The organism is Paraburkholderia aspalathi (assembly GCF_900116445.1).
Taxonomy (GTDB): Bacteria; Pseudomonadota; Gammaproteobacteria; order Burkholderiales; family Burkholderiaceae; genus Paraburkholderia; species Paraburkholderia aspalathi.
Genome location: NZ_FPBH01000040.1, coordinates 1 through 23,235 on the forward strand (window position 1 = coordinate 1; position 23,235 = coordinate 23,235).

The window sequence follows — 23,235 nt, forward strand, 5'->3', positions numbered from 1 at the left end:
CGTTGCGAACATCGCGAAACCGGCACGGCCGTCTGCTGCCACTGCCGAACCCGCGTTGAAGCCGAACCAGCCTACCCACAGCATGGCGCCACCGATCAGCGTGAGCGTCAGGTTGTGCGGGGCCATTGCTTCCTTGCCGTAGCCGACACGCTTGCCGAGCACCAGAGCGCAGACCAGCGCCGCGATACCGGCGTTGATGTGCACCACCGTGCCGCCCGCGAAGTCGAGGATGCCCGCGCTAGCCAGCCAGCCGGTCGGTTCCCAGACCATGTGCGCGATCGGCGAGTAGACGATGATCGACCACAGCGTCATGAACACGAGCATTGCCGAGAACTTCATACGGTCGGCGAACGCGCCCGTGATCAGTGCCGGGGTAATGATCGCGAACGTCATCTGATAGACGACGTAGACCGTTTCCGGGATCGTCGGCGCGAGGTGGCTGACGGTCAGCGTCGTGGCCTTGTCGCCCTTGATGTAGTTCATGCCCGCCATGAAGAAGCGCGAGAAGCCGCCAATGAACGAGTTACCCGGCGTGAAGGCGAGGCTGTAGCCCACCACCACCCAGATGATCGACACGAGGCAGGTGATCGCGAAGCTCTGCATCAGGATCGCGAGCACGCTCTTCTTGCGGACCATGCCGCCGTAGAACAGCGCCAGACCCGGGATCGTCATGAACAGGACGAGCGCGGTGGAGGTCAGCATCCAGGCGGTGTCGCCCGAATTGATCTTCGACGAATCGACCGAGAACGGCGCGGTCGGGGCGGCAGGTGCGGCGTCCGATGCTGCCGGCGCGGCTGCAGCGGCGCTGGCAGCCGGTGCGGCGGACGCATCAGCGGCCGGTGCCGAAGCCGCGGCGGCAGCAGGCGCTGCCGAAGCGTCAGGCGCCGGCGCGCTCGCCGTCGTATCGGAAGCAGGCGCCGAGGCGGCTGCAGGGGCGGAAGCGTCGTCCGCGAGGGCGGCGCCGATACCGCCCGCGAGCAGCGAACCGGCCATCAGCATGGACATCAATAATTTGCGCATCTTCGTTTCCTCTTGTCGCTATCTGTGTCGCTATCTTTTGGTATTACAGAGCGTCCGCGCCGGTCTCCCCGGTGCGAATCCGAATCACTTGCTCGATCGGCGTGACAAAAATCTTGCCGTCGCCGATCTTGCCTGTGCGTGCCGCGCGTTCGAGCGCCTCGATCGCCTGATCGACGATGTCGTCCGAGACAGCCGCCTCGATCTTCACCTTCGGCAGGAAATCGACGACGTATTCAGCGCCCCGATACAGTTCCGTGTGGCCCTTCTGACGACCGAAGCCTTTGACTTCCGTCACCGTGATGCCTGAGACGCCGATGGCCGACAAGGCTTCGCGCGCCTCATCGAGCTTGAACGGCTTGATGATTGCGGTAATGAGTTTCATGAAATCCCTCGCTAAGTTGCGTAACCCGTTGCGTAACCCTGTTTGCGTACCCTGTAACCCGTTCGCGTGGTCTCGTTCCGCTGCCGGTAAAAAGCACCCGGCAGTGCGCGCGGGGCAGTAACAGCAACTCGCATGCCATGTTGTGTCAGACTTCGTCCGGGGCATGCTGCAGAAGGGGCGCAAGCGGCCCTGGCCGGATGGCCAACGTTGGCGGGGACCGGTGGCGCGGCGTATGGATCGTTGCTAGAGTGTTCGAAGGCTTTTAACGTTTGAGCACGCACCAAACGGGCTCATGCGGCAGCGGCAGGCAACAGGCCATGCACCAAGACGGCCCATTCAACGTGACAAAGCACAGGCGCAATGAAACATGCACATTTTTTGTGCATTAAGGGGAACACCATGAAACAACCGAACGATGTCTTTAACGATTTTCAGGCCCGCATGAGCGAGCTGTTCAAGAACTCGCCGGCCAAAGATGTCGAACGCAACGTGAAAGCCATGCTGTCGCAAGGCTTCTCCAAGCTCGACCTGGTCACACGTGAGGAATTCGATACGCAGACCCAGGTGCTGGTGCGCACTCGCGCGCGCCTCGAGGAACTGGAGCGCCGCGTCGCCGAGCTCGAACAGAAACTGCCGGTCACAACGCCAGCAGCCTGAAGCTTGGCTCGCAGCGCTTTAGCTGCGTAGTGCTGCACATCACTGGCAAGCGAGCCGTGACGTCATCAGCGTTTTAGGGGATTTGCGCGCGCCATCTGCGCGCGGTCCGACGGGAGAAAACATGTCGCTTGCCGTGGTGCGCAGTCGCGCGCCGGCCTCTGGCCGCGCGCCCGAAGTAACCGTCGAGGTCCACCTCGCGAACGGATTACCCTCTTTTTCGATCGTCGGCCTTCCTGATCTGGAAGTGCGCGAAAGCCGCGAGCGCGTGCGCGCGGCGCTGCAGAACTGCAGCTTCGATTTCCCTGTGCGGCGCATTACTGTCAATCTCGCGCCTGCCGACTTGCCCAAGGAATCCGGCCGCTTCGATCTGCCGATTGCTTTAGGCATTCTGGCGGCGAGCGGGCAGATTCCGGCCGAGTCGCTCCTGCATCGTGAATTCGCCGGCGAACTGTCACTGACCGGCGCGCTGCGGCCGATGCGCGGGGCTTTCGCGATGGCCTGCGGAACGGCCCGCAGCGTTGCTTCTCCTGGCGGCGTGGCGGGCGTGTCTGCTTCTACTTGTACTTGTATTACTTCGGCCGGACCGGCAACGCCTGTTACGCCCGCTCAATCTGCCCCGCAGCTTTATCTACCCGCCGCGAGCGCGGCCGAGGCAGCGCTAGTGCCGGGTGTCGACGTCTATGGCGCCACCGATCTGCCGTCGCTGTGCGCACATCTGGCCGGAGCGCCCGACGCCCGGCTTTACCCTGTCGTGGCCCCCGACCTCAGCGAGACCGCGCCCACCGCCATTCCGGACATGGCCGACGTGATCGGCCAGCGCGGCGCGCGCCGCGCACTTGAAGTCGCTGCGGCCGGCGGACACCACGTCTTGCTGGTCGGGCCGCCTGGCGCGGGCAAATCGATGCTCGCCGCCCGCCTGCCAGGCCTGCTCCCGCCCATGACCGATGACGAAGCGCTCAGCTCGGCCGCGTTGCTGTCCGCCAGCCGGGCCGGCTTTACGCCCTCGCAATGGCGGCAGCGGCCGTTTCGCGCGCCGCATCATTCGTCGAGCGGGCCGGCGCTGGTTGGCGGGCGCAATCCGCCGCAACCCGGCGAAATCACCCTGGCGCATCTGGGCGTACTGTTTTTGGACGAATTGCCTGAGTTCGACCGCCATGTGTTGGAGACCCTGCGCGAGCCCCTCGAGGCCGGCCGCATCACCATCTCGCGCGCCGCCTTGCAAGCGGATTTTCCAGCCGCTTGCCAGCTAATCGCGGCGATGAACCCCTGCCCCTGCGGATGGCGCGGTGACCCCAACGGCCGCTGCCGCTGCACGCCTGAGATCGCGGCGCGCTATCTGCGCAAGCTGTCCGGGCCGCTGCTCGACCGGATCGACATCCAGCTCGAGATTCCTGCGCTCACGCCGGCGGAACTGTCGGCGCGTTCCGCCACCACCGGTGAGTCCAGTGCGGCGATCGCACTGCGGGTGAATGCCGCGCGTGAGCGGCAACTCGCCCGGCAAGGCAAAACCAATCGGGAACTGGGCGGACGGGAAGTGGACGAGGTCTGTCGGCCCGACGCGGAAGGAGAAGCTTTGCTGCGCCAGGCCGGCGAACGTTTCGGCTGGTCGGCGCGTGCTTACTACAGAGTTCTGAAGGTGGCCCGGACCATCGCCGACCTGGCCGGCACCGCCATGCCGAGCGCTGCACAAGTCGGTGAAGCCATCCAATATCGCCGGGCTTTTGGGTCGGTATAAGGCGAAAAATCGGCTGTCAAGACTTGACTTATGCACATGTACGCGTTCCGGATAGATTTTGAAACATCTGAAAGGCACGCGGAAGCATGCATCCAAAAGGCATTGATTCGATTGGACTTTTTCAAGCGACCGGAGCGGACTCGATCTGACAGAATGCCCACGGGATGGGCATCTACGGCAAAAAAAGCGAAGTTCTCAACAGAGTTATCCACAGGACCTGTGAGTAACCGGAAAACTTCAACGTAAACCGGGAATTAGCACGCGATGCTACGAAGGAACTTTCACTGTCTTCCACAAACTTGTCGCCCACCCAGTCGGCCAAAAAACATGTCGCTTTATACGTTCAATAGAGCCGGAACGACGAAAAAAACTGGTCGACCTGTTCCTGCTGCACGGGCTTGGAAGCAATGATCGCGGCCTGATACACATGCCGGCCACGCGCGACCAGCCGCGCATAGACGGTGCGCGTCTCGTGTTGCGAACCAGCCTCGCCGCTCAGTTTCATTTCCAGACCCAGCACCTTGCCGCCTGCGGCCAACGGGATTTGCACCGCGTGCGCATCCGGCGCGGCGCCGACGTTACGGGCGAGACCCGTGCGCAGGAATTCGAGGGCGGCGCGCTGCGTCGCTTCGTCATCGCTCGGCAGCATTACGGTGCCGACCGCGAACACGGCGTCGCCGGCTTCGGCCGTCTGCATCGCCATCTGCATCGGCTTGCCGTCGATCTGGACCGCGCGCTGATCGTTGTCCGGCTTGGCCGGCAAGTCGACCGTGTAGCCGTTGTCGTTATTCATGATGGTGCGCCAGTCGAAGGTCGGCGAACACGCTGCCAACGCGCCGCCCAACGCCAGCGTGCAGGCCACCGTGCGGAGAACTGCTCGCGCTCGCTGCAAGGGGAAAGCGACGCCGGCCGGGCGACCGTCTGTCAGGGCGAAACGTGGAGAACGGCTAACGGGGCGGCCAAACGGGATGATCGAGACTCGGGCGAGGAAGCGAAAAGCAGTTCGGAGCATGGGGACAGAAGATCGGACTGACAGGAACGTGAAGTCCTATTATCGCCTCCCGGGCCGCCCGCTGCCGCGTTGCCGGAATCGGGCTACAATAGCGAGGCCAAGCAATACCGGATTTAACAGGCCAAATCCACGTACTGTTCCGCGCGTTCTGCGCGACTCTCGAGGTTCCGTTCATGAGTTCCACCCCGTCCACTGCCGCACGGCGCGCGAATCCGCTTCGCGCCATCATCATCGCCGTCGTGGCCATCGCGATTGCGACTGCCGGCTATTTCGCGTTCGCTGGCCAGCAGCGCGTGCCCGATGCGACCTTCACGTTGCTCTCGGGTCAGAAGGTCTCCACTGCCGATCTGAAGGGCAAGGTCTACCTGGTCAACTTCTGGGCGACCAGCTGCGACACCTGCATGAAGGAAATGCCGCAGATGGTCCAGACCTATAACCGCTTCAAGGGCAAAGGGCTCGAATTCGTCGCCGTCGCAATGAACTACGACGCGCCGATGTACGTGGCCAACTACACGCAAACCCGCCAGCTACCGTTCAAGGTTGCCATGGACGACGGCTCGGCCGCCAAGCAGTTCGGCAACGTGCAGCTCACGCCGACGACCTTCCTGGTCGACAAGGACGGCAAGATTCTGAAGCGCTATGTCGGCGAACCGCAATTCGCGGAACTCGACCAGTTGCTGGAAAAAGCGCTGAACGCTGCCTGATTGCTACGAAAGCGTGAATTAAACAACACCCAGATTCAAACACGCCGGCGCCGAGGTTATACCGCCTCGCCGCCGGCGTTTTTAATTCTCACCGCTCCCCTTCCCCTTTGGCCGCGAGGCCATATCGCTTGATCTTCTCGTAGAGCGTTGCCTTTCCAAGCTGCAGCTTGTCTGCCGCGACCGCCACTACGCCGCCCGCCTGCTCCAACGCCTCCGCGATCACCGCCCGCTCGAATTGCTCGACACGTTCCTTCAAGGGTTGCGTCGCTACACCGTCGTCGGCGAAAGACATGACGGGGTCGTCGGCGACGCCGAGCACGAAACGGTCAGCGGCATTGCGCAGTTCGCGCACATTCCCCGGCCATTCCCGTTGCATCAGGCTGGCACGCTGCCGGTCGGTGAGAATCGGCGCGGGGCGCTGATAACGCACGGCCGCATCCAGCAGGAAGTGTTCGAAGAGCGGCACGATGTCCTCGCGGCGTTCACCCAATGGCGGCAGCGCAATCGTCACCACGTTCAACCGGTACAGCAAATCGCGACGGAACGAGCCGTCCGCGACATGCTCCGCCATATCGCCCTTCGCGGCAGCCACCACACGGCAATTCACGCGAATCGGCTGGTTCGAGCCGAGCCTTTCCAGCACGCCGTCCTGCAATACGCGCAGCAGCTTGACCTGCAACGCGAGCGGCATGCTCTCGATTTCGTCGAGAAACAGCGTGCCGCCCGAAGCGTGTTCGAGCTTGCCGATTCGGCGTTTTGCCGCGCCGGTGAATGCACCGGGTTCATAGCCGAACATTTCCGACTCGAACATCGGTTCCGGCAGCGCGCCGCAGTTCACCGCGATAAACGGTTTGTCACGGCGCGGCGACAGTTCATGCAGACTGCGCGCGATCAACTCCTTGCCCGCGCCGGTGTCGCCGTTGATCAGCACCGAGGCGTCGGTCGGCGCGATATTCGCGATCAGCCGCCGCACCTGCTCGATCGCCGGACTACGGCCGATGATGCGCGGCGCAACCGTGTTCTGCCCGGCCAGCTCACGGCGCAGCGCGAGGTTCTCGAGCACCAGCTTGCGGCGTTCCAGCGCACGCCGCACGGTTTCGATCAGACGTTCGGATGCGAAGGGCTTTTCGATGAAGTCATACGCGCCGTCGCGCATCGCCTGCACGGCCATGGAAATATCGCCATGACCGGTGACCAGAATCACCGGCACGTCGGGCGCGCGTTCGTGGCACTGCGCAAGCAATTCGAGTCCACTCGCGCCAGGCAAGCGAATATCGCTGACGATCACCCCGGAGAAGTCCGCGCTAATCATCTTCGCCGCGGATTCCGCCGACGCATGGCCGATCACCTCGAAGCCCGCCAGTTGCAGACTCTGCACGCTGGCGCGCCGCACCAGTTCGTCGTCTTCGATATACAGCACTTGCAGGCCGTCGTTCAGCATGTTGTTCTCGTCTGATTCAGGAACCCGTGGTGAGCGGGTCCGATGTGTAGCTCGTCTGCACGCGCGCGCGGCGCAGCGTCAATACGAATAATGCACCGCCGTCCGGCGCGTTGCGCGCCACCAGTGTGCCGCCGCAGTCGCGCGCAATCGACGATGAAATCGCAAGGCCGAGCCCCAGCCCCTGACCCATTTCTTTCGTAGTGAAGAACGGTTCGAACAGACGCGGCAGCACATCGTCCGGAATGCCTGGGCCGTTGTCATGCACAGCGAACGACACGCTCGACTCAGCGGTTTCGATCTCGATCGAAATGCGCGGCGGCATCAGCCCCGCCGTTGCGTCCAGCGCGTTGCCGAGCAGATTGATCAACACCTGCTCGAGTCGCAGATCGTCGCAATTGGCAACCAGATCGGGGGGATCGTCGGCGAGATTCAGCGGCGTGCGCACGCCGGTGCCGGCATCGAGCAAGACGAACTCGACTTCCACGCCTTGCAGGCGTTTCTGCAGCAGCGCGATGACGTTGCGCAACGCTCGCATGACCGGCGCACGCGCACTGCGCGGCCGCGCGCGGCCGACAAACAACTTCAACTGATTGGTGATCTTGCCCATGCGCTCGGTGAGCGCCGCGATCGCTTCGAGATTTTCGAACGCCGAGGCCTGATCGCCGCGTTCGAGCAGCACGCGTGTGTTGTCCGAGAAACCGCGCAGCGCGGCAAGCGGCTGATTCAATTCATGCGTGATGCCCGCCGCCATCTGACCGAGCGCGGCGAGCTTGCTGGCCTGAATCAGTTCGTCGTGCGCGTCGCGCAGTTCCTGTTCGGCGCGCGTCCGCTCGGCGACTTCTTTCTGCAACTGCTCATTCGCCTGCGAGAGATCCGCGGTGCGCTCCGCCACTCGCCGGTTCAGTTCAGCGTAGGCCTTTTGCAGCAGCGAACGGCTGCGCATTACTTCGCGCACCCGGGCGCGACGCATTCTCCAGTAGAACGCGAGCAATACCAGCGACACGTAGCCGAAGCCCGTCACAATGGTCGCCTTGCGCGCATCGGCGTCGACAGGACCGACGGGCGACATCGTAATCAGATGCCAGTCCGGCTCGCCCATGCCGCGCCGCGACGCCAGATAACGCGGTGCATAGCGGCCACCGCCGATCCGCACGATCTGCGCATTGCCTTCGAGCGTGCGCTCGATCGTCACCGGCAGTGGCGCGATCGGTTGCTGCGCATACTGGCGCGCCTGGTAGATCGAATCGGCGACTTGCCCCGATAACGGGCGGATCGTGTGATATTTCCACGCCGGCACCGACGACAGAAAGATCACGCCGTGATCGTCGGCGACAACCAGAGGCTCGGACGCATCCGCGCCCTGAAACCATTCGAGATCGAGCTTGACGACGGCCACGCCGACGATCTTGCCGTCACGCCGCACCGGCTGGGAGATGTAATAACCCGGCGCCTGCGAAACCGTGCCGATACCAAAGAAGCGGCCCACGCCACCCTTCACCGCATCGAGAAAATACGGCCGGAATTGATAGCCCGCGCCGATGAAGCTGCCCGGCCCGTGCCAGTTGCTCGCGGCGACGCAATAGCCGTCGAGCGGAATGATGTAGGTGACCGTTGCCCGCGCGTGACGGTTGAGGTCTTCGAGATAGAGATTGGCGCGTTCGACGTTGGCAGGGCTGGGATCGACCAGCACGTCTTGCACAATGGGATGCTCGGCCAGCAGATAAGGCAGCGATTCGTAGCGCTCGAGCGTGCTTTTCAGCGCGCTGGCCGTGCGATCGACCCGCACCGCGGCGTTGCGCCGCAAATTGTCGATCCCGCTCTGCCACGCAATGGTGTAAGTCAGCCCGCACGCCACCACGAGCCCGGCGACGAGCGCGAAGAGGATCAGCAGGCGGCGCGTCACGTTGGCAATATCCGATCGGTAAGGATCGGATATTGTGGCATAAGGCGCCGCGTCGCCGGCGTAAGCTTCGTCGGCTGACGGCGCGGGGTCCGGGCTCGCGGTCGCCGCTTTCATAGGTGGGCGTCCGCGGCCGAAGTCGTGCTCGTGACGGTTGCCTGGCTTACGCCTCGGCCGGCTCTTTGACCGCCACGTCACCCCGCAACGCAGCGTTCAGCTTGTTGCGGTCCAGTTCCTTTTCCCATGCCGACACCACCACCGTCGCCACACCGTTGCCGACGATGTTCGTCAGCGCGCGGCATTCGCTCATGAAGCGGTCGATACCGAGAATCAGCACCATGCCCGACAGCGGAATGGTCGGCACCACAGCGAGCGTGGCGGCCAGCGTGATGAAGCCTGCACCCGTCACACCGCTCGCGCCCTTCGACGTCAGCATCGTCACCGCCAGCAGCGTGAGCTGCTGCGTCCACGTGAGGTCGGTGTTGGTCGCCTGAGCGATGAACAACACGGCCATCGTCATGTAGATGTTGGTGCCATCAAGGTTGAACGAGTAACCAGTCGGCACCACGAGGCCCACCACCGAGCGCGAGCAGCCGAGCTTTTCGAGCTTCAGCATCAGTTGCGGCAGCGCGGCTTCCGACGAGCTCGTGCCGAGCACGATCAGCATCTCTTCCTTGATGTAGGCGACAAAGCGCAGGATGTTGAAGCCCACCGCACGCGCGATGATGCCGAGCACGACCACCACGAACACGATCGAAGTCAGATAGAACGTGCCGATCAGCTTGAGCATCGGCAGCAGCGAGCCGATGCCGTACTTGCCGATGGTGAACGCCATCGCGCCGAAGGCGCCGATCGGCGCCAGCTTCGTGATGATGCGCACAATACCGAACAGAACATGCGAGAGCCCGTCGATGAAGTTCGTGACGACCTTGCCCTTCTCACCAGCCGTGGCCAGCACCGCGCCGAACAGCAGCGCGATCAGCAGGATCTGCAGGATTTCGCCCTGTGCGAACGCCGATACCAGCGTGTCCGGGATCAGGTGCATCAGGAAATCGACCGTGGTCTGGCCGTGCGCCTTCGCGGCATACGAGGCGACCGCCTTGCCGTCGAGCGTGGCCGGATCGATGTTAAAGCCGACACCGGGCTTCAGCACGTGGGTCGCGATCAGGCCGAGCACCAGCGCGAACGTCGAGACGATTTCGAAGTACAGCAGCGCCTTACCGCCGACGCGCCCGACCTTCTTCATGTCTTCCATACCGGCGATACCCGTCACCACCGTACAGAAGATGATCGGCCCGATCACCATCTTGATCAGCTTGATGAAGCCGTCGCCGAGCGGCTTCATGTCGACGGCGAAGTCCGGCGAAAAATGGCCGAGCGCGATGCCGATGATGATCGCCACGATCACCTGGACGTACAGCACTTTGTGGATAGGTTTCTTCACGATGTTTCCTGCGATATGGGTGAGCTCAAGGCCTGCCACGCTGCGCATCATGCGAACGAATAGTCGTCACGCCTGTGCACGGCATTAGGCCGCGACAAGACGACGAATTCAGAAATACCGGGAGGGGAAATCAGACATCGTTGTCTCCTTGCTTTAGTTGTCGGACCGTTGCGGCCGCGGTTTCTAAATTGCAAGGTCGATGCCAGCTTGATGCAAAGCGAATCGCTTTGATTTTTATAGGTTTTTTGGCGTGTTACAGCACCCGCCGTCCGGGATTCCGGAAATCCGGACGAGGGGTGTCGGGGAATCCGGAATCCGTACAGGCCGCGAATCCGGGAAAACCCGGAGAGCCTTTGGGGCTGCGGCTTTCGCCTGTTTCAGCCGAAACCACCTGGTCTGTACGCGGGGTTTTCGCCCACCTCAGACACGGCTGTTCGGCTTCTATGCACCACCCTCTTCCAGCACCAGCAAGTTCTCGTGCGAGAAACCCAGCGATACCGGTTGACCCCGTTCGGGCAAGCCGCGATTCGGGTCGTTGAACACATCGAGTGAAATCACCGCGTCTTTCACGCGCGTTCTGATGCGCACCACCGCGCCGAGGAAATTCACTTCTTCGACAGTCGCGTTCAGCGTATTGCGACCCGGCGCGGCCGGTTCCAGCACAATCGCTTCGGGGCGCAGGGCGAGCATGCGCTTTTTGCCCGCGTCGTCTGCCGGCAATTCTTGCGTGGTGGTCAGTTCCTGACCGTCGACGGCCATCTTGCCGGTTTTCGGGTCGATCACATGCCCCGCCAGAATGTTCAGCGTGCCGACGAACGACGCGACAAAGCGCGTGCGCGGATAGTTGTAGATCTCCGAGGGCGAGCCGATCTGTTCGACGCGCCCCTCGTTCATCACCACGATGCGGTCGGAAATGGACAGCGCCTCTTCCTGATCGTGCGTGACGAAAATCGACGTGATGCCCAACTCGCGCTGCAACGCACGGATGTCTTGCCGCAAGGAAATGCGGATCTTCGCGTCGAGTGCCGATAGCGGTTCGTCGAGTAACAGCACCTGCGGCTTGCCGGCAAGCGCGCGCGCCAGCGCCACGCGCTGCTGCTGGCCACCCGACAATTGCCACGGATAGCGTTCACCGAGATGCGGCAGCTTGATCAGTTGCAGCATCTCCTCGACGCGCTTCTTGATCTCCGCCTGCGGACGGTGCGTGATCTTCAAACCGAAGCCGATGTTATCGGCCACCGTCATGTTCGGAAACAGCGCATACGACTGGAACACCATGCCGACCTTGCGCTGCCGGGTACGCAGGTGCGTCACGTCCTTGTTATCCAGCCGGATGATGCCGCGCGTCGGCGTTTCGAAGCCGGCGATCATGCGCAGCACCGTGGTCTTGCCACAGCCGGACGGCCCAAGAAACGTGATGAATTCGCCGCGCTCGATCTTCATGTCGAAGTGATGCAGCGCCGTGTTCGCCCCGAAGGACTTATGCAGATTTTCGATCTCAAGGAATGCCATGATTCGCTGCCTTAGTCGGTCAAATTAGTCCGTCAAATTTTCTGGCCGCTAAGCGCGCGTGCCGAGCCGAATACCTGAATCAAACCCATCGACGCCCATGTAATCACAAACGCGATGATCGCAAGCGCCGACGGTTCATACGCGCGGTTCGCGCCGATCAATTGCAGATACGGGCCGAACGCGGGGCGGTCGAGCAGACTTGCCAGCGTGAACTCGCCGATCACCACCGCAAAGGTGAGAAACGCGCCGGACAGAATGCCCGAGCGGATATTCGGGAAGATCACCTTGAACAGAATCGTCGGCCAGTTCGCCCCGAGGCATTCGGCGGCCTCGGTGAGCGAGCGCACATCGACCGCGCGCAAACCGGCGTCGACCGCGCGATACATATACGGCAGCGAGAGCGTCACGTAACCGAACACCAGCAACAGGTCGGTCGCGCGCTCGTTGGCCGTGAGCGGCAGAATCGAACTGCTGTTATAGATGCGCAGATAACCGAACACGATCACGATTGCCGGCACCACCAGCGGCAACAGCGTGATGAATTCGACGACCGGCCGCAGTTTCGGCAGCCGCAACTGCACGTAGTACGCGGTCGGCACCACCAGCAACACGCCGACAATGATCGTCAGCACCGCCATCAGGATCGAATAACCGAACGAGGCCTGAAAGCGCGGATCGCTCAGCACGACGCTATACGCCTCGAAGCTGTACACGCCGCGCTTCATGCGCAGGCTGAATTCGAAAGTGGCGAGTAACGGAATCAGAAAGTACAGCGAACCGACGATCATCGCGGTCCATGCACCCACACGCGACTGGCTTTTCATCGACGGCCCCTTTCAGCGCGTGAACGCAGCCAGATGTAGCCGCCATTCGACAAGCCCGTCACGAGCACCATGCCGAGCGCGAGTGCGTAGCCGAGGTTCTGGTTGTGCATCACGTCGCCGCGAATCTGCGCGTACAGCAGGATCGTGACGATGTTCAGCGAACTGCCGGTCAGTGCGTAAGCCGTGGCGACCGCGCCGAACGAATTGGCGAACAGCAGCAGCGTCGCGCCAAGCACGCTCGGCCACAACACCGGCAACGCCACGTGACGCCAGTATTGGAAGGCCGTCCCGCCGAGGCAGTCACAGGCTTCGCGCCACTCGCGCTTCAGGCCGTCGAGCGCGGGCGTGACGATCAGCACCATCAAGGGAATCTGGAAGTACAGGTAAGTCAGCGTCAACCCCGAGAAGCTCAGAACGCTAAAGCCCGTCGAGTACAGATTGAAGCCGAGGTACTTCTTCAGCAATACGGTCACGAGACCGACGCGCCCCAGCGTACAGATGAAGGCGAACGCGAGCGGCACACCGGCAAAATTCGAGGCGACACCGGAGAACGTCATCAACGTAGGACGAATCCAGCCCGGCAATTTGCCTTGCACCGCCGCCCACGCGAGCAGCGAGCCGATCAACGCGCCGCCGAGCGCGGAAGCGGCGCTCACCTTGAAGCTGATCCAGTAGGCGTCCAGCACCGTGGGCTGGAGCAGGTCGCGAAAGTTGCCGAGCGTGAAGTGGCCTTGCGGATCCTGAAACGCGCCGACCATCAGGAAGCCGGTCGGCAGAATCAGGAACAGCAGTGCGAAGGTGAAAAACGGCACCACGCCGATCCAGGCGAGAAACTGCGACGCGCGGCCCGGACCGTTGACGCGAGGCGTTGGCGTGGGCACAGGCGGAACCAGCAATTCCGGCTGCACCGATCCAGCATCCGATGAAGCGCTCATAGCTCACCCTTAGGCAATCTGGCTAACGCGTGGCGCGCCGCGCTCATGGAGCGGCACGCTATCTTTGAAACTGCGCGTTGCGGTTAGAGGCGGCGGCGTGCGCGGCATGCGATAGATCGCCGCCCCACTGCCGCCGCAACCGCGTGCGCCGCGGCGATTACTTGACGTTCGCGCCGACCGTTTCGTCCCAGTGCTTCGTGATAGTGTCCTTGTAGGCGTCCTGTTGGGACAGCGTCGGGAACACCACGTTCTTGTACGACGACGGCGGCGGCAGCTTGTCGAGCAGCGCTTGCGGGACCTTCTTCGCTGCCACCAATTCGTTGTAGCGCATCGGGTGGCAATAGCCGGTCAGCCAGCCGATCTGGCCTTCGTCGGAGTACAGGTATTCCATCCACAGCTTGGCGGCGTTCGGATGCGGTGCGTAGGCGCTGATCGCCTGAACGTACACACCCGCGACCACGCCGGTCTTCGGAATCACCACCTGCACTTTCGGATTGCCCTTCAGCGTGTCGCGGTCAGCCAGCGCGTTGTAGTCCCAACGCACGACGATCGGCGTGGTGCCTTGCGCGAGCGATGCGGCCTTGCCGATCACCGGCACGAAGTTGCCGTTCTTGTTCAGGTCCGCGAAATACTTGAGGCCGGCCTTGTCGGCCTTGCTTACGTCGCCCTTGCTTTGCGACAGACCTGCTGCGAACACGGCCTGGATCGCCTGATTGGCCGTGCGCGGGTCGCCGGCCAGCGAGACGGCGTTCTTATAGTCTGACTTGAGCAGATCGCTCCAGTCGGACGGCGCCTTGTCGATCATGTCGGCGTTCACTTCAAACGACAGCACGCCGTAGTAATCGCCATACCAATAGCCATCGGCGTCTTTCGACTCTTTGGGAATCGAGTTCCACGAAGCGACCTTGTACGGCTGCAGCAAACCCTCGGCCTTCGCGGTCGGACCGAACGACAGACCCACGTCGATCACGTCAGGCGCTTGCGGACCCTTATTGCCCTTGTTCGCCTTGATGGCTTCGACTTCGTCGCCCGAACCCGCATCCGGATTCAGCTCGTTGATCTTGATGCCGTATTTCTTCTGAAAGCCGGCCACCAGTGCACCGTAGTTGCACCAGTCGTGCGGCAACGCGATCACGGTGAGTTGGCCTTCCTGCTTGGCGGCTGCGACCAGTGCGTCGAGCGGCGCGGCCGAGGCGCTGCTCACGCCGGCTGCGGCGACACCCGCAGCGGCCGACATCGAAAGTAAACGAGCTAACGCGGTGCGCTTCATAGTTATCCCCATCCTCTGCCGAAATTGCTACGTTTGGAAAATTTCTAATTTCTAGCTCTATGGGCGCACACCTGTGCAAGCTCGCACTCGCGCACCCGCGCCATGCTCAGTCCGGCTCAGTCTGGATTCACCGGCGCCGAAAACATGTCGTGCTCCAGTCTATCGATGCGATCTGTACAAATCATGTCGACGCCCCATTGCGCCAGCAACTGCGCGCGCTCGGGATCGTTTACCGTGTAGGCCAGCACGCGCAGTCCGACCGCCTTGATCTCGGCGACGAGCGGCTCGGTCAGGTACCGGTGGCTCGCATGCAGCGACACGCAGTCCAGTTCCCGCACGATGCGCAGCCAGTCAGCCGGCACCTCTTCGAACAGCATGCCGCGCCGCAGCGAGGGTGCCGCCTCGCGCGCAGCAGCCAGCGCCTCGAACGAAAACGATGACAGCAGTGGCGGCGTTTGCCCTTGCCACAAAGTCAGCGCGCCGCTTGCGACCAGGCGCCCGGTGATCTCGTCGCGCCCTGGGCAGGGTTTGATTTCGATGTTGGCGGCGATGTCATCTTGTGCACAGCGCGCGGCGGCCTCGGCGAGCGTCGGCAGATGCGTGCCGACGAACTGCGGCCCGAACCAGGCGCCGGCATCGAGCGCGGCCAACTGGTCCCATGTGTGATCGGCAGCGGCGCCATGACCGTTGGTGGTGCGTTCCAGCGTGTCGTCGTGCAACAGAAAGAGCTGGTTGTCAGCAGAGAGTTTGGCGTCGAACTCAACCATGCGGTAGCCGTAGCGCACGCATGCGTCGAAACCGGCCAGCGTGTTCTCCGGCGCCAGCGTGCCGCCGCAGCGATGCGCAACCAGCCTCGGATACGGCCAGTCTGCGGATAAGGTGCGATCAATCCCGTTTCCCACGTCTCGTTACCTTCCAGATAGAGCGGGTTAAATATGCTCTCGACACGTTCCCAGCTGCCACTGCCGTCATGCCACACCTGCGCCATGCAGCCTTTACGCGTGAGCCCCGCGCGTAGTATCGCGCCAATGGGCGACGCTGCGATAGCTGGCCGCACGGCCAACGCCGCGCACTGCTGCAATCTTATTGTCAGGATGCCGAACCGTGCGGCGTCCCGGCAGCGCCGCATTCAGCAGCAAATGGTTCAGACGGCAGATCCCAAGGTCCATTATGGCAATGACATGTGTCCATCAAATTGCCAAAAAACGCCGCGAAATGCTCGAAATCGGACATTTCAATTCCTTTTCGAACATTTGATGTTCGAAATATGCGCTGCGCTTCGATCTGCGAAGGCTAAGGTTAAATACACAAACTTGCAAGCTGCCAAAAAAATACAACACAATTCGACTAAAGTAGTACGCTTGTCATTGTCCGGACACACATCCATGTCCACGATGACACTATTAAAACAAGCTGTGTGAACGCGCGTTCGCATCCAAGGAATAATGCATGTGGCAGGAAGACCGTCATCAGAGAATTCGCGCGTTGCTGTCCACGCTTCAACGCGTGTCGACCGAACGGATCATGGCGGACCTCGGGGTATCGCGCGAAACGGTGCGGCGCGATCTGCTCGACCTTGAGGCGCTCGGTGAATTGCGGCGCGTGCATGGCGGTGCGATCAAACCCGCCGACGAAGCGCCGATCGCCGAGCGCGCCCACACGCGCGTCAAATCCAAAACGGCGATTGCCAAGGCGGCCATCGGTTTGATCGCGAGCGGCCAGACACTTTTCATCGACGCGGGCACGACCACCGCAGCGCTCGCTGAAGAACTGGCCAAACTGGCGAACCTGACGATCGTCACCAATTCCATCGACGTCGCACTGAAAATGCGTGGCGCCGTGGATCAAACGGAAACGGCCAACGAAGTGATCCTGCTGGGCGGCTCGATCAGCGATCGGGCGATGGCGACCACCGGCGCGACCACTGTGCTCGACATCCAGCGCTATCGTGCGGACATGGCCCTGCTCTCGCCGGTCGGCATCGATCACCGGCACGGCGCGACCAACTACGATCACGCTGAAACCGAAGTGGCGCGCGCCATGGTCGCCAACGCAGACCGCGTCGTGATCCTCGCCGACTACAGCAAGATCGGTCAACGCAGCCGGATTTCGTACTGTCCGGTCGATCGGATCGATGTGCTGGTCACCAACAAAAAGGCGGCCGAAGCCGCCGACTTTGCATCGCTGAAAAAGAAGCTGGAAGAGATCGTTCTGGCTTAGGGCGCCGGTGCGTTCGGCGCTTTGCACGAACGCTTCAAGGAACACTTCATGGAGCGCTGCAAGCGCGCCGCGCAAGCCGCTTATTCCTTCACATGCATCGTGTCGAGCACGCGCTTGCGCAAGCGCGTGTCGCGCAGCGCGCCGGCAGCTTCGAGCACCGGATAGGCCGTCGAGCAGAACAGCGAATTGAGCCGCTTCATGTCGCTGATCAGATCCAGATGCAACGCGCTGGTCTCGATGCTGCGCAAGGTTTGTCCGGCGAGCCGATCCAGGTGCTTGTATGAATACGCGCGCTCCAGATCGCGAAAGCGCTCTTTCTCCGCCAGCAGCCGCTCGGCGCAACGCAGATCGTTATTCAGAAACACCGAGAGGCCAAGCTGCAGATTGCTGACGAGCCGTGCCTGAAGGTCGTCCAGTTCGCCCAGCCCCTCCTCCGAAAACGACAGCCGGTGCGCGATCTTCTTTTCCTCGATATCGCCGACGATCCGCTCGATGATGTCGCCCGCATGCTCCAGGTTAATCGTCAACGAGATGATGTCGGTCCAGCGGCGGCTATCGGCTTCGTCGAGTTGCTCGCGCGAGATCAGCGTCAGATAGGTTTTGACCGCGGCGTAGAGCTGGTCGACGTCGTCGTCCATCCGGACCGTTTCGCGCGCCTTGTCGAGGCTGTTTTCATGGATCAGGCCCGCAACGTTATCGAGCATGGTGCGCACAATGTCGCCAATGCGCAGCACCTCGCGTGCGGCGTTCGCGAGTGCGAGCGTGGGCGTGGAAAGCGCGGCGGCATCCAGATGCAGTGGCCGCAGTTCGCCGTTGGGCTGCGGCCGGTCCGGCAACACCCGCGTGCAGATGCGCGCCACCGGATCGATCAGCGAGAGACATGCGCAGCAACGCAGTGTGTTGTAGATCACGTGAAAGCCGACCACGGCTTCGCGTGGATTCGCGATCAGCACCGGCAGCCCGCGTGCAAGCAGCGGCGCGAACGGCAGGATCAGCAACGCGCCGGCCAGTTTGAACGCCAGACTGCCCAGGGCCAGACGCCGCGCCGCCGCGTTCTGCGCGAGGGTGCCCATCAGCGCCAGCAAGCCGCTGCCGAGATTCGCACCGATCACGAGACACAGCGCCACCTTGAGCGAGATCACGCCCGACGAGGCAAGCGTTGCTGTCAGCAGGACCGCCGCGAGACTCGAATAAGACAGCATGGCAAATGCCGCACCGACCAGCGCGTCGAGCATGGTGTCGCCGGTCAGCGCGCCGAACATCACGCGTACGCCGGCGCCTTGCATCATCGGCTGGGCGGCTTCAACGATCAGGTGCAGCGCCAGCAGGATCAAGCCAAGCCCGATCAGCGTACGCCCGACCTGGCCCGTGCGGGTTTGCTTGCGCGACAAAAAGAGCGGCACGCCGAACAGAATCAGGATCGGCGACAGCCATGTCAGATCGAGAGTCAGCAGCCGCGCCATCAGTGCGGTGCCGACGTCGGCGCCAAGCATGATGGCGAGGCCGCTGGTGAGCGGCAGAAGACCTTGCGCGGCGAACGAGGTGACGATCACCGCCGTTGCATTGCTGCTTTGCACGAGGCTTGTGACGCCAACGCCAGAAAGGAAGGCGCGCCAGCGGCTACTGGTGCTGCGCCCGAGGACAGTACGCAGATCGGCGCCGAGCACGCGCAGGATGCCGGTACGTACGATGTGCGAGCCCCACACGAGGAGCGCCACACCAGCCAGAAGGTTAAGGAGAATCAACATAAGGCACTGCGCATCCGTTCCTGCTGCCATGACCCGAACCGCATGCCGCGTGAACCGGCACCCGGGGCGTTTATGACAGTAGTGTTGCACATTTTTGCCTTATTGTAATTTTGTGCTTTTAAATATACGCTCGTGCCGAACCGTGGATTGCTGTGTACCGGCTCGTCGTCCGGACCGCAATTCACTCGATCACTTCGTTTGCCCACTTCATCACAAGGACTCTGGATGAGCCGCAACCTTGCGCTGTTCGACCTGGACCATACGCTGCTGCCGCTCGATAGCGATCAGGCGTGGGCCCATTTCATCGCCGGACTGGGCATAGAAGGCGCTGCGCAGCACGCGGAAGAAATCGACGATTACTACCGGCAGTATGTGGCCGGCACGCTCGATATGGCCGCCTATCTGAACTACACATTGGCGCCCCTCGCTCGCCACTCGCGCGAACAGCTCGACGCGTGGCATGCGCAGTTCATGAGGGATGTGATTGCGCCGGCGATCCTGCCGGCTGCACGGGAACTCGTGCAACGTCATATTGAAGCGGGCGACCTGTGCTGCATCGTCACCGCCACCAACGTGTTCATTACGAAACCGATCGGCAAGGCACTCGGCTTCGAACATCTGCTGGGGATCGATCTCGGCACCGAAGGCGGCGATCCTTTGGCGCGCTTTACCGGAACCGCCGTCGGCGTGCCGACCTTCCGTGAAGGCAAAATCACGCGCACCGAGAGCTGGCTGGCTTCGCTCGGTCATCGTCTGCAGGATTTTCCGCAGAGCTGGTTCTATAGCGATTCGATCAACGATGTGCCTTTGCTCGAGCTCGTCACGCATCCGGTCGCGACCAATCCCGACCCGCGCCTGCGCGCCATTGCCACGGAACGCGGCTGGCCGGTGATTGAGCTGTTTGCTTGAGACTGCGCGGACTCTCGGCGCGGGCGGCGGCTACACACGGCCCTTCCACGGCACCAGCCGCCGCTCCAAAGCACGCATGCCGAGATCGAACAGCCACGCGATCAGTCCGATCAGCACGATGCCCATCACCACCACATCGGTACGCAGAAAGCTCGACGCATTGAGCACCATCTGACCCAAGCCGGCAGTGGCAGCGACCATCTCGGCGGCAACCAGGGTGGTCCAGCCAAAGCCGATGGCAATCCGCAAGCCGGTCAGAATCTCGGGCAACGCTGCGGGCAGAACCACATGTTGCACGATCTGCCCGAAGCGGCCACCCAGCGAATACGCCGCATGAATCTGCTCGATGGTCGCGCTGCGCACACCGGCACGCGCCGCCATTGCAATCGGTGCGAAACAGGCGAGATAGATCACGACGATCTTCGCGGTCTCGTCGATGCCGAACCAGATCACCACCAGCGGCAAATACGCAAGCGGCGGCAACGGTCGGTAGAACTCAAGAGGCGGATCGAGCAAGCCACGTGCAACCCGGCTTACGCCCATCAGGATTCCGACCGGCACCGCCGTGACCGCCGCCAGCGCGAACGCACCGAACACGCGCAGCGCACTCCATGCGAGATGCTCCGAGAGCGGCAAGCCGCCTTGAATACGGCCGTGCCAGGCGTCCAGAAATGCGCCCCAAACCGACTCGGGCGCCGGCAGGAAGAGTGGCGGCAGCCAGTGCAGATGCGTGGCAAGCCACCATAGCGCCGCGAGCGTCGTGACCGAGACCGCGCTCAACGCCGCAGTCGGGCCTTCGCCCGGCAAACGCCAGCCACGTACCGCCCGTGTTTTACGCCGCGGCGGCTCGCTTGTCTGGGTCAGGGGCACGGTGCCCAACGATTCACGTGAGACCGTCACGACAGCACCTCTTCCTGGTCCTGGTTGCGCTCACCCCGTTCGTGCAGACGGCGCACCAGCCGTTCGCGCCACTCGATGAAATCCGGCGACGACTTCACCGCACGCGCGTCGCGTGTCTCGAGAAAACGCTGCGCGAATGGCAGGTCGTAGCTCTCGGCGATGCGCCCGGGTCCCGGTGTCATCACAACGAGGCGTGTCGCCAGAAACAGCGCTTCCTCCACGCTATGCGTAATGAAGAACACCGTCTTGCGTGTGCGGCCCCAAACGTCGAGCACGAGTTCCTGCATCGACTCGCGCGTCATCGCGTCGAGCGCGCCCATCGGTTCGTCCATCAGCAGCACTTGCGGATCGCTTGCCAGCGCGCGTGCAATGCCCACGCGCTGCTGCATGCCGCCCGACAGCGCGTAGACCCGCGAGCGCGCATGCTTCTCAAGCCCAACCAGCGCCAGCATCTCCAGCGCGACACGCTCGCGCTGCGCCTTCGGCACACGCTGAAAACGCAGGCCGAGCGCGACATTGTCGAGTACGTCGAGCCAGGGCATCAGCGCGTATTTCTGAAACACGACACCGCGATCCGCGCCCGGTCCAAGCACGGGTTCGCCGTTCAGACGCACCTCACCTTCGGTCGGCTGAATGAAACCGGCGATGCAGTTCAGCAAAGTCGTCTTGCCGCAACCGGACGCACCCAGCGCAACGACGAACTCACCCGGTTCGATGTGCAGATCGACGTCAGCGAGCGCGATGTGCGGCGCCGCGCCACGTGCGCCTTCGTAGGCGACGTGCAGCCGCCGTATCTCAAGACCGCTCATCGCCATGCTCCATGATGCTGATGGGTCAGCACGTTTAAAAAGTTAATGCGCCGCACGCTGTACGAACTGCGGATCGACGCCGGTCGAGTAATCGGCCAGCACGTTCTGAATCGTGCCTTGCGTCTTCAGGAATGCAGCGGTTGCGGCGAGCGATTTAGCCGCGCCGGATTGTGCACCGCCGCCAAGCCATGCATTCGAGGCCTGCTGAGCCGGCGTCGGGAATGCATACAGTGCGAGGCTCGCCGGCACTTCCTGCGCGGTGGCGCCGGACTCCTTCGCAACCGCCTCGACCTGCGGCGACGTCGCGGTCCATGCCGACGTGTGATCGCGATAGCTCGCATCGGTCGCGGCCAGCACCTTCACGAAGCGCGCGACGAACTCGGTGTTCTGGCTCGCGAACTTGCGATCGACGACGAAGCCGTCGAACGTCGCCTTGCCGGTTTGCTGCGCGACCTGCCCGGACGTGATCAACACCTTGCCGTTCTTCTTCACCTTCGCCAGCACCGGGTCCCAGATGTAAGTCGCATCGATGTCGCCGCGCTCCCACGCCGCTGCGACTTCAGGCGGACGCAGATTAACGATCTTCACATCCGACGGATTCACGCCGGCGCTCTGCAGTGCAACCAGCGTATGAAAGTGCGAAGTCGACACGAACGGCACGCCAATCTTCTTCCCCTTCAGGCCGGCGACACTGGTGACATTGGAACCGTCTCGCGCGACCAGCGCTTCGGCGTCGTTGATGTTGTCGAGAATCCAGAACAGCGAAATATCGACGCCCTGCGACAGTCCGGCGGCAATCGGACTCGACCCCGCTTCGCCGAGTTGCACCGAGCCCGAAGCCAGCGCGCGGATCACGTCGGCGCCGCTGCCGAGCTTGCGATAGGTGACCTTGTAGCCGGTGGCTTTCTCGACTTCGCCCGTGGCCTGCGCATAACGCCAAGGCACGACCATGTCCTGATACGCGATCACGACTTCTTTGGTGTCGGCGTGTGCAATGGAAGAAAGCGGCGCGGACAGTGCGAGCAGCGTAGCGAACGCGGCGAGCGGACGAAGCAAGCGGTTCATCGAGAAACCCCTTTAGTGTGTGTTGTCTGGGAGGCTTTCGACTATAGGGAGTTTGTCCGCGGACGGTTCCAATTAATCCACGATTGCTAATGACGCTGTTCGAGCATTGCTTTTCACGCTGAGTTGGATCGGCGCGACTGCTGCGGTGGCCAGTAGATGGGTTCTAGCGAAGGGTTACGGATTGGGATGCCTTTGCGCAAGCTGGCCGTTCGGCGGATTGTCGTGCTTCCGCGGCAACGGCATGATCAGCGAATTGCCTTCAATTCGCATTCCTATGGTCGATTTTCTTAGCCGCTTGAGCTGGTTGTTTTTCAATATCGGCGTACCTGTTTTTGCGCCGATTGCATTGCTTCCTCTGTTGAACTTTTCGCGCTACTACCGGCACGCGGCGAAAGGTATTACGCGGCGATCCATTCAGGATGGCCAGCTTTTCTGGGTTGTCATTTCGATGTGTGCCAGCGCATGCTACGAGATTGGAGGTGCGTTGAGCGAAGCGCCGACGCGCAGCAGGTTAGCGCTCATGTTGGCCGCACTTCTCTGGCACGTGCTCTTTATCGTCGCAGCGTCAATACTAGTGTGCCTGGGTGCGGCCGATGCAGCGGCTCGCCCAGCGCGTCACGCGGGAGAGCAGGAGCGTGATGGTTGGTTGATGTGGTTTTCGCTGCTCATAACCGTTGTCGTCGCAGTCTCCTTTTCCGCATCTCATTATTCGTTTACCTAACTAAATTCGGCGCTCTGATCTATAATT

22 protein-coding genes are annotated in these 23,235 nt (G+C 62.2%); 6 read left to right on the forward strand and 16 right to left on the reverse strand.

Annotated elements, in window-relative coordinates; translation table 11 throughout:
• The coding region (locus BM438_RS38645; RefSeq protein ID WP_093645597.1) for an ammonium transporter at positions 1–1,020 on the reverse strand (1,020 nt) is incomplete at its 3' end.
• 43 nt (positions 1,021–1,063) lie between these two features.
• On the reverse strand, positions 1,064–1,402 hold the full coding sequence (locus BM438_RS38650; RefSeq protein ID WP_006048089.1) for a P-II family nitrogen regulator: 339 nt from the start codon (positions 1,400–1,402) through the stop codon (positions 1,064–1,066).
• Positions 1,403–1,801: 399 nt separating this feature from the next.
• On the opposite strand from BM438_RS38650, the gene BM438_RS38655 reads away from it, so the two are divergent.
• Both BM438_RS38655 and BM438_RS38660 read left to right on the forward strand, forming a co-directional pair.
• Positions 1,802–2,059 carry an accessory factor UbiK family protein gene (locus tag BM438_RS38655; RefSeq protein ID WP_093645600.1) on the forward strand — a complete coding sequence of 86 codons (258 nt, stop codon included), beginning with the start codon at positions 1,802–1,804 and terminating at the stop codon, positions 2,057–2,059.
• A gap of 121 nt (positions 2,060–2,180) precedes the next feature.
• A complete protein-coding gene (locus BM438_RS38660; RefSeq protein ID WP_093645602.1) occupies positions 2,181–3,794 on the forward strand; it encodes a YifB family Mg chelatase-like AAA ATPase in 1,614 nt (537 codons plus the stop codon).
• Between the two features lie 343 nt (positions 3,795–4,137).
• Here the strand turns inward: BM438_RS38660 and BM438_RS38665 are convergent, their stop codons facing one another.
• On the reverse strand, positions 4,138–4,806 hold the full coding sequence (locus BM438_RS38665) for a hypothetical protein (protein ID WP_093645604.1): 669 nt from the start codon (positions 4,804–4,806) through the stop codon (positions 4,138–4,140).
• 173 nt (positions 4,807–4,979) lie between these two features.
• Between BM438_RS38665 and BM438_RS38670 the strand changes: the two genes are divergently transcribed.
• Positions 4,980–5,510 (forward strand): TlpA disulfide reductase family protein, encoded by a 531-nt coding sequence (locus tag BM438_RS38670; protein ID WP_093645606.1) that lies wholly within the window; start codon positions 4,980–4,982, stop codon positions 5,508–5,510.
• Between the two features lie 88 nt (positions 5,511–5,598).
• Here the strand turns inward: BM438_RS38670 and BM438_RS38675 are convergent, their stop codons facing one another.
• The 9 genes from BM438_RS38675 to BM438_RS45760 form a co-directional block, all read right to left on the reverse strand.
• A complete protein-coding gene (locus BM438_RS38675) occupies positions 5,599–6,951 on the reverse strand; it encodes a sigma-54-dependent transcriptional regulator (protein ID WP_200651366.1) in 1,353 nt (450 codons plus the stop codon).
• 16 nt (positions 6,952–6,967) lie between these two features.
• On the reverse strand, positions 6,968–8,968 hold the full coding sequence (locus BM438_RS38680; protein ID WP_093645609.1) for a sensor histidine kinase: 2,001 nt from the start codon (positions 8,966–8,968) through the stop codon (positions 6,968–6,970).
• 46 nt (positions 8,969–9,014) lie between these two features.
• Positions 9,015–10,295, reverse strand: coding sequence for a dicarboxylate/amino acid:cation symporter (locus tag BM438_RS38685; RefSeq protein ID WP_093645738.1), 1,281 nt, complete (start codon positions 10,293–10,295; stop codon positions 9,015–9,017).
• 441 nt (positions 10,296–10,736) lie between these two features.
• Complete coding sequence (locus BM438_RS38690) at positions 10,737–11,807, reverse strand: ABC transporter ATP-binding protein (RefSeq protein ID WP_054035689.1); 1,071 nt, start codon at positions 11,805–11,807, stop codon at positions 10,737–10,739.
• Between the two features lie 32 nt (positions 11,808–11,839).
• Positions 11,840–12,631: an ABC transporter permease gene (locus tag BM438_RS38695; protein ID WP_093645611.1), complete on the reverse strand. Its 792-nt coding sequence runs from the start codon at positions 12,629–12,631 to the stop codon at positions 11,840–11,842.
• Positions 12,628–13,566 (reverse strand): ABC transporter permease, encoded by a 939-nt coding sequence (locus tag BM438_RS38700; RefSeq protein ID WP_093645614.1) that lies wholly within the window; start codon positions 13,564–13,566, stop codon positions 12,628–12,630. Before BM438_RS38700 ends, BM438_RS38695 begins: the two co-directional genes overlap by 4 nt.
• Before the next feature lie 157 nt (positions 13,567–13,723).
• A complete protein-coding gene (locus BM438_RS38705) occupies positions 13,724–14,836 on the reverse strand; it encodes an ABC transporter substrate-binding protein (RefSeq protein WP_093645616.1) in 1,113 nt (370 codons plus the stop codon).
• A gap of 116 nt (positions 14,837–14,952) precedes the next feature.
• Complete coding sequence (gene ugpQ / locus BM438_RS38710) at positions 14,953–15,738, reverse strand: glycerophosphodiester phosphodiesterase (RefSeq protein WP_093645619.1); 786 nt, start codon at positions 15,736–15,738, stop codon at positions 14,953–14,955.
• 187 nt (positions 15,739–15,925) lie between these two features.
• Complete coding sequence (locus BM438_RS45760) at positions 15,926–16,069, reverse strand: hypothetical protein (RefSeq protein ID WP_167378521.1); 144 nt, start codon at positions 16,067–16,069, stop codon at positions 15,926–15,928.
• A gap of 216 nt (positions 16,070–16,285) precedes the next feature.
• Here BM438_RS45760 and BM438_RS38715 point away from each other — a divergent pair, with 216 nt between their 5' ends.
• Positions 16,286–17,056, forward strand: coding sequence for a DeoR/GlpR family DNA-binding transcription regulator (locus BM438_RS38715; protein WP_093645621.1), 771 nt, complete (start codon positions 16,286–16,288; stop codon positions 17,054–17,056).
• Between the two features lie 80 nt (positions 17,057–17,136).
• On the opposite strand, the gene BM438_RS38720 is transcribed toward BM438_RS38715, so the two are convergent.
• Positions 17,137–18,804 carry a Na/Pi cotransporter family protein gene (locus tag BM438_RS38720; RefSeq protein ID WP_093645623.1) on the reverse strand — a complete coding sequence of 556 codons (1,668 nt, stop codon included), beginning with the start codon at positions 18,802–18,804 and terminating at the stop codon, positions 17,137–17,139.
• 225 nt (positions 18,805–19,029) lie between these two features.
• Between BM438_RS38720 and BM438_RS38725 the strand changes: the two genes are divergently transcribed.
• Complete coding sequence (locus BM438_RS38725; protein WP_093645625.1) at positions 19,030–19,713, forward strand: histidinol-phosphatase; 684 nt, start codon at positions 19,030–19,032, stop codon at positions 19,711–19,713.
• Positions 19,714–19,743: 30 nt separating this feature from the next.
• On the opposite strand, the gene BM438_RS38730 is transcribed toward BM438_RS38725, so the two are convergent.
• The 3 genes from BM438_RS38730 to tauA are packed head-to-tail and all read right to left on the reverse strand — an operon-like array spanning position 19,744 to position 22,487.
• Positions 19,744–20,577, reverse strand: a complete 834-nt coding sequence (locus BM438_RS38730) for an ABC transporter permease subunit (RefSeq protein ID WP_244179549.1) — start codon at positions 20,575–20,577, stop codon at positions 19,744–19,746.
• Positions 20,578–20,609: 32 nt separating this feature from the next.
• Complete coding sequence (locus tag BM438_RS38735; RefSeq protein WP_093645630.1) at positions 20,610–21,422, reverse strand: taurine ABC transporter ATP-binding protein; 813 nt, start codon at positions 21,420–21,422, stop codon at positions 20,610–20,612.
• A 42-nt stretch (positions 21,423–21,464) separates the two neighbouring features.
• Positions 21,465–22,487, reverse strand: coding sequence for a taurine ABC transporter substrate-binding protein (gene tauA / locus BM438_RS38740; RefSeq protein WP_093645632.1), 1,023 nt, complete (start codon positions 22,485–22,487; stop codon positions 21,465–21,467).
• A 241-nt stretch (positions 22,488–22,728) separates the two neighbouring features.
• Here tauA and BM438_RS38745 point away from each other — a divergent pair, with 241 nt between their 5' ends.
• Positions 22,729–23,208, forward strand: coding sequence for a hypothetical protein (locus tag BM438_RS38745; RefSeq protein ID WP_244179548.1), 480 nt, complete (start codon positions 22,729–22,731; stop codon positions 23,206–23,208).
• Positions 23,209–23,235 lie beyond the last annotated feature (27 nt).

What these genes read in the sequence shown, in the direction of transcription:
- BM438_RS38650 (WP_006048089.1), bottom strand. Translation starts at nt 1,402, where the DNA reads ATGAAACTCATTACCGCAATCATCAAGCCGTTCAAGCTCGATGAGGCG.
- BM438_RS38655 (WP_093645600.1), top strand. Translation starts at nt 1,802, where the DNA reads ATGAAACAACCGAACGATGTCTTTAACGATTTTCAGGCCCGCATGAGC.
- BM438_RS38660 (WP_093645602.1), top strand. Translation starts at nt 2,181, where the DNA reads ATGTCGCTTGCCGTGGTGCGCAGTCGCGCGCCGGCCTCTGGCCGCGCG.
- BM438_RS38665 (WP_093645604.1), bottom strand. Translation starts at nt 4,806, where the DNA reads ATGCTCCGAACTGCTTTTCGCTTCCTCGCCCGAGTCTCGATCATCCCG.
- BM438_RS38670 (WP_093645606.1), top strand. Translation starts at nt 4,980, where the DNA reads ATGAGTTCCACCCCGTCCACTGCCGCACGGCGCGCGAATCCGCTTCGC.
- BM438_RS38675 (WP_200651366.1), bottom strand. Translation starts at nt 6,951, where the DNA reads ATGCTGAACGACGGCCTGCAAGTGCTGTATATCGAAGACGACGAACTG.
- BM438_RS38680 (WP_093645609.1), bottom strand. Translation starts at nt 8,968, where the DNA reads ATGAAAGCGGCGACCGCGAGCCCGGACCCCGCGCCGTCAGCCGACGAA.
- BM438_RS38690 (WP_054035689.1), bottom strand. Translation starts at nt 11,807, where the DNA reads ATGGCATTCCTTGAGATCGAAAATCTGCATAAGTCCTTCGGGGCGAAC.
- BM438_RS38695 (WP_093645611.1), bottom strand. Translation starts at nt 12,631, where the DNA reads ATGAAAAGCCAGTCGCGTGTGGGTGCATGGACCGCGATGATCGTCGGT.
- BM438_RS38700 (WP_093645614.1), bottom strand. Translation starts at nt 13,566, where the DNA reads ATGAGCGCTTCATCGGATGCTGGATCGGTGCAGCCGGAATTGCTGGTT.
- BM438_RS38705 (WP_093645616.1), bottom strand. Translation starts at nt 14,836, where the DNA reads ATGAAGCGCACCGCGTTAGCTCGTTTACTTTCGATGTCGGCCGCTGCG.
- BM438_RS45760 (WP_167378521.1), bottom strand. Translation starts at nt 16,069, where the DNA reads ATGTCCGATTTCGAGCATTTCGCGGCGTTTTTTGGCAATTTGATGGAC.
- BM438_RS38715 (WP_093645621.1), top strand. Translation starts at nt 16,286, where the DNA reads ATGTGGCAGGAAGACCGTCATCAGAGAATTCGCGCGTTGCTGTCCACG.
- BM438_RS38720 (WP_093645623.1), bottom strand. Translation starts at nt 18,804, where the DNA reads ATGTTGATTCTCCTTAACCTTCTGGCTGGTGTGGCGCTCCTCGTGTGG.
- BM438_RS38725 (WP_093645625.1), top strand. Translation starts at nt 19,030, where the DNA reads ATGAGCCGCAACCTTGCGCTGTTCGACCTGGACCATACGCTGCTGCCG.
- BM438_RS38735 (WP_093645630.1), bottom strand. Translation starts at nt 21,422, where the DNA reads ATGAGCGGTCTTGAGATACGGCGGCTGCACGTCGCCTACGAAGGCGCA.
- tauA (WP_093645632.1), bottom strand. Translation starts at nt 22,487, where the DNA reads ATGAACCGCTTGCTTCGTCCGCTCGCCGCGTTCGCTACGCTGCTCGCA.
- BM438_RS38745 (WP_244179548.1), top strand. Translation starts at nt 22,729, where the DNA reads ATGATCAGCGAATTGCCTTCAATTCGCATTCCTATGGTCGATTTTCTT.